The sequence below is a fragment of the Blastococcus sp. SYSU D00695 genome (assembly GCF_054050555.1).
In genome coordinates, this window is sequence record NZ_JBJGZP010000025.1 from 46,430 (window position 1) to 52,605 (window position 6,176).

Consider the following 6,176-nt stretch of genomic DNA (forward strand, 5'->3'; position numbering starts at 1 on the left):
TGTGGCGATGACGGAGAACCGGTACCGGCTGGCGGAGGACGAGCTGCTCGCCGGCGCGCGGGTGCCGCTGGACGCCCAGGTCGAGGTGCAGTCCGAGCCGGTGCCGCCCCCGGCCGACTGGCGGGTGGACGCCCTGCCCTGGGCCGACGGCGGCTCCGGCGACGCGGACGGCGACTGACCCGGCCCCCGGCGCCGCGGCCGCGTCAGCCCTCGAGCACCGACGGCGGCAGGGCCAGCTGCGGGGCCAGCTCGCCGAGCAGGACCCGGACGCGGGTGTCGAGGTCGGCGACGATGCGCCGGACCGTGGCCGGGTCCTGGCCCTTCGGGTCGTCGATCGGCCAGTCCTCGATCCGCGCGCCGGGCACCGCCGGGCACTGCTCCGAGCAGCCGAGGGTGATCACCACGTCGGCGGCGTCGACCAGCTCGTGGCTCAGCCTGGTCGGGGTGTGGCCGGTGACCGGCAGGCCCGCCTCGGCGAGGACCTGGGCGACCACCGGGTTGACCTCGCCGCTCGGTTCGGAGCCCGCGTCGCGGACCTCCACGGCGTCGCCGGCGTAGTGCCGGGCCAGCGCGGCGGAGGCGACCGACCGGCCGCTGTTGTGCACGCAGCTGAACAGGACCGAGGGGCGTCCGGCGCTCATGGGGTTCCTTCCGGGGAGGGACGGCGGGGGCGGTCGGCGGGGTCGGTGGCGGCGAGCTCGCCGGCCACGGCGGCCGCGTCCGGGTAGAGCAGCCGGACCGCGCCGACGGCGAGCGCGGCGCCGGCCAGCTGGGCGACCACGAAGCCGGGCACCGAGGCCGGGGCGATGCCGGCGAACGTGTCGCTCAGCGTGCGCGCGGCGGTGACCGCGGGGTTGGCGAAGGACGTGCTGCTGGTGGCCCAGTACATGGCCGTGATGACGCCGGCGACGGCGTAGGCGACGTGCGGCCCGCGGCCGCCGCGCACCACGCCGAAGACGACCAGCAGCAGCGCGGAGGTGGCCACCACCTCGCCGAGCCACAGCCCGCCGCCGGCGCGGTCGTGCGTGCTGACCTCGATCACGGGCAGGTCGAACATCAGGTTCGCGAGCACCGCGCCGGCGGCGCCCCCGGCGAACTGGGCGGCGATGAACACCACGGCGTCGCGGGTGCTGATCGCACCGAGGAGCCGCTCGGCGAGGGTGACCACCGGGTTGAACGCCGCCGACACCGGGCCCAGCGCGAGGATCAGCGCGACGAGGACGGCCCCGGTGGCCAGCGCGTTCTCCAGCAGCTGCAGACCGACGTCGTCCGGGGACAGCCGCTGCGCGGCGATGCCGGAGCCCACGACGGTGGCGACCAGCAGCAACGTGCCGAGCCCCTCGGCCAGCGCCTTGCGCGCCAGCGCCGACCCCACCGCGGTCAGCGGGGGGCCAGGGCGCCGCGCAGCGCCTCCAGCGCGGCGGGCACGACGGCGTACCAGACGTTCCGGCCGCGCTTCTCGCTCGTGGCCAGTCCGCTCTCGACGAGGATCCGCAGGTGGTGGCTGACCGTGCCCTGGCTGCGGCCGACCGGCCCGGTCAGGTCGCACACGCAGATCGCCCCGCCCTCGGCGGTGGCCAGCAGCGACACCAGCTGCAGGCGCACGGGGTCGCCCAGGGCCGCGAACTGCCTGGCCAGCGTCCTGGCGTCGGGGGCGGAGAGCAGCTCGACCGACAGCGGCGCGCAGCAGGCGGCGCCTCCCTCGGGCTGGTCGAGCACCGGCAGCTCGCGGACGGTCATCGGGTCGGTCTCCTCGTCGTCGGCGGCCACTCACGCGGATCCATTGACAGTTGTCGATGCTAGCGGCACAGTCATTCATCGACAACCGTCAATGGCTCCGATCCCCGAGCCGAGGCCCCGGAGGTCCCCGTGTCCCGCATCCAGCTCGCCCTCGACGTCGACGACGTCGCGGTCGCCACCGCCTTCTACAGCACGCTCTTCGGCGTCGAGCCGGCCAAGACGCGGCCCGGCTACGCGAACTTCGCGATCGCCGACCCGCCGCTGAAGCTCGTGCTGCTGGAGAACCCGGGCGCCGGCGGCACCCTGAACCACCTCGGCATCGAGGTGGCCGACGTCGCCACCGTCGACGCCGAGCAGGCCCGCCTCGCCGCGGCCGGGCTCGCCTCCACCGAGGAGCGCGACTCGACCTGCTGCTACGCCGAGCAGACGAAGTTCTGGGTGGAGAACACCCCCGACGACGTGCGCTTCGAGATCTACACCGTGCTCGCCGACTCGCAGACGTTCTCCGGTGACACAGCAGCGGCGGCCGCCGACACCGGCAGCGGGCCCGGCTCCCCCGGCGCCGCGCCGGCCTGCTGCGCCCCCGCCGCGGGGACCACCGCGCCCGCCGGCGGCGCGACCACCGCGCAGCCGGCCGCCCCGTCCGCCTGCTGCTGAGCCCCCGGCGTCGACGGGGTCCGGCCGCCGCGCCCACCACCGCCCCCGAGAGGAGGTGACCCGCCATGACCGACGAGTGCTGCGAGGGCTGCACCAGCCAGGAGTGCGCCACCGGCTGCTGCTGACAGGACCGCGGCGACCCTCGCTGCACCGCACCGGGGGTCGCCGCGCGGGCCGGGCCCGGCCCCCCCCCCCACCCCCCCCCCCCGCGGCCGGGCACGGCCCGGCCGCACAGCCGTCGGCCGGCGCTGTCAGCCCTGCCTCCTGGCCACCGCCGGGGCCGCCCACGCCGCTCGGACCGGCCACGGCACACGCTGCGCCTGCGGTCACCCACATCACGGCCGTGGACGTGAACCTCGCCCACGGGTGATGGACGGACGGCGAACGGTGGCGCATCATTGGCAGTCGCCGGGTGAGAGTGCCAGCCCGGCGCGCCCCACCCGCGTCCGACCAGGAGCATCCCGCCGTGCCGACCTACCAGTACGCCTGCACCAACCCCGACGGAAAGCACGAGTTCGAGGTCGTGCAGTCGTTCTCCGACGCCGCCCTGACCGAGTGCCCCCAGTGCGGCGCCGGGGTGCGCAAGGTCTACGGCTCGGTCGGCGTCGTGTTCAAGGGGTCGGGCTTCTACCGCACCGACAGCCGCAAGACCTCGTCGGCCAGCGAGTCGGCGTCCTCGAGCTCCTCCTCGTCGTCCGGCTCGGACGGCGGCAGCAGCGCGAAGAAGGAGTCGTCGACGAGCTCGTCGTCGAGCAGCTCCAGCAGCACCCCCGCCAAGGCCGCCAGCGCCGGCTGACCGGGCCGTCCACAGCGCGCCCGCCCGTCCACATCCTCGCGGCCGGCCCCTCGCGGAGGGCGCCGGCCGCGCACGGTGGTGGGCATGGTCCGCCTGCGCCGCCCCCGGTCGATCCCCGTCCTCGTCCGTCGCTGCCTGGCCGCGGCACTGGCGGCCGGCGCGCTCGTCCTGGCGGTGCGACCCCCGCCCGCCGGGCCGGCCGCGGACGCCGTCGAGGCCGGCGCGCCCGTGGTCACCGCGGCCGCCGATCTGCCGGCCGGGACGGTGCTGGCGGCGCCGGACCTGGCCGTCGTCCGGCTCCCCGCCGCCCCGGGCGGGGCGGCGACAGACCCCGCGGCGCTGGTGGGTCGCACGCTGGCCGGAGCGGTCCGCGCCGGGGAGGCCGTGACCGACGTCCGCCTCGTGGGCGCCGGCCTGACCGCACTGCTGCCCCCGGGCACGGTGGCCGCGCCGGTGCGCCCGGCCGACGTCGCGGTGAGCGCGTTGGCCCGGCCGGGCGACCGGGTCGACGTCCTGGCCACCGCCGAGGGTGACGGGCAGGCGCGCCGGGTGGCCGGCGGAGCCCTGGTGCTGCTCGCCCCCTCCGGCCCCGACGACCCCGCTGCCGGGCTCCTGCTGCTCGCGGTCGACGTAGGCACGGCCGCGGAGCTGGCGGCCGCGGCGACGACCTCGACCCTGACGCTCAGCCTGCCCCCGCCGTGACACTCCGTACGGTGCTGGACCCGTTCCGCGAGCGCGTGCGCCAATGGGCCCCATGCTCAAGGGATTCAAGGACTTCCTGCTCCGCGGCAACGTCGTCGAGCTCGCCGTGGCCGTCGTCATCGGTGCCGCGTTCACCGCGGTCGTCAGCCAGTTCACCGCCTCGTTCCTCGAGCCGCTCATCGCGCTCTTCGGCGGCGGCGGGCTCGAGGGCGGCACCTTCACGGTCAACGAGCAGGTCTTCGACTGGGCCGCGTTCGTCAACGCGGTCATCACGTTCGTGATCACCGCGGCGGTCGTCTACTTCCTCGTGGTGCTGCCGCTGAAGAAGATCGCCGAGCGCCGCAAGCGCGGCGTGGAGGCCGGCCCGGCCGGGCCCACGCAGATCGAGCTGCTGGTGGAGATCCGCGACCTGCTGCGCGCCCAGCAGGGCGCCGGCCCCGGCCGCGACCCGTCGGGTCCGGGCACGACGACGTTCCCCGGCCAGCTGTAGGCGCTAGTCGCTGCCCCAGTGCGGCGGGCGGTCCTCCAGGTAGCGGCGGTCGTCGTCGCTGACGTCGGGGAACCGCTCGCCCCAGCCGACGTCCCGGTCGTCGGGCGCCCGCTCGGCCGCCGGGGCGGGCGCGGGCGGAGCCACCGCCCGTGGCTCCTCGACCGGCACCGGCCGGCCCAGGCCCTCGACCACCTCGGCACCGGGCAGGGCCGCCAGCACCGGCCCGGGGACGGCGAGCTTGCTGCCGCGCGTGCCCGACCCGACGACGAGGAGGCCGGCGGCGGCGACCGCGGCGTCCACCAGTACCGGCCACCCCGCGGGCAGGCCGACCGGGGCGATGCCGCCGTAGGCCATGCCGCTGCCGGCCACCGCGACGTCCTGCGGGGCGAACGACGCCTTGCGGGCGTCGAGGTGGCGACGCACCAGGCCGTTGACGTCGGCACGCGTGGTCGCGAGCACCAGGCACGCCGCGAGGCTGGTCTGGCCGGCGCGCCGGGCGGCGACCACCACGCAGTTCGCCGACGCCTCCAGCGGCACGTCGTAGGCCTCGCTGAACGCGGCCGTGTCGGCCAGGTCCTCGTCGATGGCGGCGACCCACGCGGCGCCGTCGAGGGCGGGCAGGGCTGCCGCGACGGGCGCGCCGAGCAGCTCGGGGTGCTGCGCGGCGGGCAGCCAGGTCAGGGAGCCGAGGCTGGGGGCGGGAACGGCGTCGGGCACCTCCCGATCCTCCGGCACCGCCGCCGACCCGCGCACCCGAGCCCCCGCCCCCGCCCCCGGGCAGGAGTGCGGTTCCGCCCCGGGCAGGAGTGCGGTCCTGCACACGGGGCGGCCGGATCCGGCTGGTTCCTGGCCGGATCCCCGCTGGGCCGCGACCGGCCGGCCGCACGAGGATGGGGGCCATGATCGGCCGGCTGCACTCCGTCGTCCTCGACGCCCCCGACGCGCACGCGCTCGCCACCTTCTACGCCGAGCTCCTCGGGCTGGAGGTGAGCAAGGGCGGCCCGGGCGACGACTGGGTCGTGGTCACCGGGCAGGGCCACCGCCTGGCCTTCCAGCAGGCACCGGACCTGCAGCCGCCGGACTGGCCCGACCCCGACCGGCCGCAGCAGTTCCACCTCGACGTCTTCGTGACCGACGTCGAGCAGGCCGAGCGGGAGGTGCTCGCGCTCGGCGCCCGGAAGCTGCCCGGCGGCGGCGGGGACTTCCGCGTCTACGCCGACCCGGTCGGCCACCCCTTCTGCCTGGTCTGGGACGCCGCGTGAGCGCCGCCGACCTGCCCCCGGTCGACCTGGCCGTCGCCAGCCCGTTCGTCGCGGCGACCGCCTTCGACGTCACCGAGGCCACCGGCACGCGGGTCACCGGCACCGTGCAGACCGGCCCGGAGCAGCACACCCCGTGGGGCGTGGTGCACGGCGGTCTCTACTGCGCGGTCGTCGAGTCCGCCGCCAGCATCGGCGCGAGCGCGGCCGTCGCCGACCGCGGCCAGTTCGCCGTCGGCGTCAACAACAGCACCGACTTCCTGCGCCCGATGACCGCCGGGCGGCTCGACGTCGTCGCCGAGCCGATCCAGCAGGGCCGCACCCTGCAGCTGTGGCAGGTCGTGCTGACCCGCGCCGAGGACGGCAAGACCGTCGCCCGCGGCCAGGTGCGGCTGCAGAACGTGCCGCGGCCGCAGACCTGACCGTGGGGGGGGGGGGGGGGGGGGGGGGGGGGGGGGGGGGGGGGGGGGGGGGGGGGGGGGGGGGGGGGGGGGGGGGGGGGGGGGGGGGGGGGGGGGGGGGGGCGGGGGGG

11 protein-coding genes are annotated in these 6,176 nt (G+C 77.1%); 7 read left to right on the top strand and 4 right to left on the bottom strand.

What is annotated here, in order from left to right; genetic code table 11:
- Window positions 1-7 precede the first annotated feature (7 nt).
- On the top strand, window positions 8-178 hold the full coding sequence (locus ACI781_RS15510) for a hypothetical protein (RefSeq protein WP_456567015.1): 171 nt from the start codon (window positions 8-10) through the stop codon (window positions 176-178).
- A gap of 25 nt (window positions 179-203) precedes the next feature.
- Here ACI781_RS15510 and ACI781_RS15515 read toward each other — a convergent pair whose 3' ends face one another.
- Genes ACI781_RS15515 through ACI781_RS15525 form a run of 3 tightly spaced genes read right to left on the bottom strand, consistent with a single transcriptional unit; the run spans window position 204 to window position 1,770 of the window.
- Window positions 204-641 (bottom strand): arsenate-mycothiol transferase ArsC, encoded by a 438-nt coding sequence (locus ACI781_RS15515; protein WP_456567016.1) that lies wholly within the window; start codon window positions 639-641, stop codon window positions 204-206.
- The gene (locus ACI781_RS15520) at window positions 638-1,375 is read right to left on the bottom strand and encodes an aquaporin (RefSeq protein ID WP_456567017.1); all 738 of its coding nucleotides are present in this window, start codon (window positions 1,373-1,375) and stop codon (window positions 638-640) included. The genes ACI781_RS15515 and ACI781_RS15520 overlap by 4 nt, the downstream gene beginning before the upstream one ends.
- Before the next feature lie 5 nt (window positions 1,376-1,380).
- Window positions 1,381-1,770 carry an ArsR/SmtB family transcription factor gene (locus tag ACI781_RS15525; protein ID WP_456567018.1) on the bottom strand — a complete coding sequence of 130 codons (390 nt, stop codon included), beginning with the start codon at window positions 1,768-1,770 and terminating at the stop codon, window positions 1,381-1,383.
- A 99-nt stretch (window positions 1,771-1,869) separates the two neighbouring features.
- Here ACI781_RS15525 and ACI781_RS15530 point away from each other — a divergent pair, with 99 nt between their 5' ends.
- The 4 genes from ACI781_RS15530 to mscL all read left to right on the top strand — a co-directional run bounded on the left by ACI781_RS15530 (window position 1,870) and on the right by mscL (window position 4,385).
- Window positions 1,870-2,397, top strand: a complete 528-nt coding sequence (locus tag ACI781_RS15530; RefSeq protein ID WP_456567019.1) for an ArsI/CadI family heavy metal resistance metalloenzyme — start codon at window positions 1,870-1,872, stop codon at window positions 2,395-2,397.
- Window positions 2,398-2,863: 466 nt separating this feature from the next.
- Window positions 2,864-3,193: an FmdB family zinc ribbon protein gene (locus ACI781_RS15535; RefSeq protein WP_456567020.1), complete on the top strand. Its 330-nt coding sequence runs from the start codon at window positions 2,864-2,866 to the stop codon at window positions 3,191-3,193.
- Between the two features lie 84 nt (window positions 3,194-3,277).
- Window positions 3,278-3,895: a Flp pilus assembly protein CpaB gene (cpaB, locus tag ACI781_RS15540; RefSeq protein WP_456567021.1), complete on the top strand. Its 618-nt coding sequence runs from the start codon at window positions 3,278-3,280 to the stop codon at window positions 3,893-3,895.
- Between the two features lie 52 nt (window positions 3,896-3,947).
- Window positions 3,948-4,385 (top strand): large conductance mechanosensitive channel protein MscL, encoded by a 438-nt coding sequence (mscL, locus tag ACI781_RS15545; protein ID WP_456567022.1) that lies wholly within the window; start codon window positions 3,948-3,950, stop codon window positions 4,383-4,385.
- Between the two features lie 3 nt (window positions 4,386-4,388).
- Here mscL and ACI781_RS15550 read toward each other — a convergent pair whose 3' ends face one another.
- Entirely contained in the window at window positions 4,389-5,102 is a 714-nt protein-coding gene (locus ACI781_RS15550; protein WP_456567023.1) for a YbaK/EbsC family protein, read from the bottom strand.
- A 182-nt stretch (window positions 5,103-5,284) separates the two neighbouring features.
- Between ACI781_RS15550 and ACI781_RS15555 the strand changes: the two genes are divergently transcribed.
- The gene (locus ACI781_RS15555; RefSeq protein ID WP_456567024.1) at window positions 5,285-5,647 is read left to right on the top strand and encodes a VOC family protein; all 363 of its coding nucleotides are present in this window, start codon (window positions 5,285-5,287) and stop codon (window positions 5,645-5,647) included.
- Window positions 5,644-6,066: a PaaI family thioesterase gene (locus ACI781_RS15560; RefSeq protein WP_456567025.1), complete on the top strand. Its 423-nt coding sequence runs from the start codon at window positions 5,644-5,646 to the stop codon at window positions 6,064-6,066. The genes ACI781_RS15555 and ACI781_RS15560 overlap by 4 nt, the downstream gene beginning before the upstream one ends.
- The last annotated feature ends 110 nt before the right edge of the window (window positions 6,067-6,176 follow it).